General features: G+C 49.9%; 3 protein-coding genes and 1 pseudogene. 3 read left to right on the top strand and 1 reads right to left on the bottom strand.

Annotated elements, in window-relative coordinates; genetic code table 11:
- Together ENTHG_RS25615 and ENTHG_RS00025 are read left to right on the top strand one after the other, a co-directional pair.
- Nucleotides 1-302 (top strand): annotated as a pseudogene (locus ENTHG_RS25615) (shikimate dehydrogenase); the annotation flags it as partial.
- Nucleotides 299-556, top strand: coding sequence for a DUF1488 family protein (locus ENTHG_RS00025; RefSeq protein ID WP_044171977.1), 258 nt, complete (start codon nucleotides 299-301; stop codon nucleotides 554-556). The pseudogene ENTHG_RS25615 and the gene ENTHG_RS00025, both read left to right, overlap by 4 nt.
- On the opposite strand, the gene ENTHG_RS00020 is transcribed toward ENTHG_RS00025, so the two are convergent.
- Nucleotides 532-1,086, bottom strand: a complete 555-nt coding sequence (locus tag ENTHG_RS00020) for a gamma carbonic anhydrase family protein (RefSeq protein ID WP_044171975.1) — start codon at nucleotides 1,084-1,086, stop codon at nucleotides 532-534. The two genes, ENTHG_RS00025 and ENTHG_RS00020, sit on opposite strands and share 25 nt — an antisense overlap.
- Before the next feature lie 24 nt (nucleotides 1,087-1,110).
- Here ENTHG_RS00020 and ENTHG_RS25880 point away from each other — a divergent pair.
- Nucleotides 1,111-1,320: hypothetical protein (locus tag ENTHG_RS25880; RefSeq protein WP_222860435.1), on the top strand; the 210-nt coding region annotated here is incomplete at its 3' end.

Below are 1,320 nucleotides of genomic sequence, written 5' to 3'. Positions count from 1 at the left end.
TGGATGCGCTGGCGGAACATGAGTTTGATTTAATCATCAATGCAACCTCAAGCAGCGTTGACGGTGAAATTCCCGCACTTCCCGCCTCGCTTATCCATGAGCAACTGCATTGTTACGATATGTTTTACCAAAAAGGACTGACGCCTTTTCTGGCATGGTGCATGCAGCATGGCGCGAAAAAGGGTGCTGATGGGTTAGGTATGCTGGTGGGGCAAGCTGCGCACTCTTTCTTACTCTGGCATGGCGTGCTGCCTGATATTGAAGCTGTTATTGAAACGCTCAAAAAGGAAATGGCAGCATGAATCAGGCCATCCAGTTTCCTGACCGTGAAGAGTGGGACGAAAGCCGGCAGGCTGTCTGTTTTCCGGCTTTGGTGAACGGCATGCAACTACTGTGCATTATTACTGCTGCAACGCTGGCGCATCGTTTTGGCGGTGAATCGCCAGCCCAATGGCTGGCTATTTTCCGTGAACATCGCTGGGATATTGAAGAGGAAGCCGAAGAGCTTATTCGCCAGCAACAGGAAGATACTCAGGGCTGCGTCTGGCTTTCCTGAGCGAGATACTCATCTTTCCATTTCACATAATTACTGGCGGAATATTTGAGCCCCTCGAGTTCGGCCTCGGTAAGGGGGCGAATTTGTTTCACCGGGCTGCCAACATACAGATAGCCGCGCTCAAGCCGTTTATTCGGCGGGACTAAGCTGCCGGCGCCAATCATCACGTCATCTTCAATGATTGCGCCATCTAACAGAATTGAACCCATCCCAACCAGAACGCGATCGCCAATCGTGCAGCCATGGAGCATCGCTTTATGGCCTACCGTCACGTCTTTACCAATGATAAGCGGATGACCCTCGGGACTCGCGGCGGATTTATGCGTTACATGCAGAACGCTGCCATCCTGGATATTGCTGCGCGTGCCGATCTCAACATAGTTAACATCGCCGCGGATAACCACAAGCGGCCAGATACCCACATCGTCTGCGATTCTGACATCGCCAATTACCACGCTGGTACTATCGATCATGACTCTCGCACCCTGCTGGGGATAGAGATCTTTATAGGGTCTTATTGCCGCAGACATAGCTACCTCATTAAAAAGGGGAGATTGAGAGACTTTGAGAGCAAAAATGACTCGGTGCAAGCCTTTTGCATATTGAAATTTGAGCAGATCGCTCAGGATCTCAACGAAAAGCGTGAAAAAACAGCAAACAGAAAAAAAGATCCAAAAAAGACTTGTGCTAAAAGTTGGGATCCCTATAATGCGCCTCCGTTGAGACGACAACGTGAATCACTTCACAAGATGGTCGGAACAACG

Source organism: Phytobacter massiliensis JC163, from assembly GCF_000321045.1.
Classification (GTDB): domain Bacteria; phylum Pseudomonadota; class Gammaproteobacteria; order Enterobacterales; family Enterobacteriaceae; genus Phytobacter_A; species Phytobacter_A massiliensis.
This window is presented reverse-complemented; position numbering and strand designations above follow the sequence as displayed.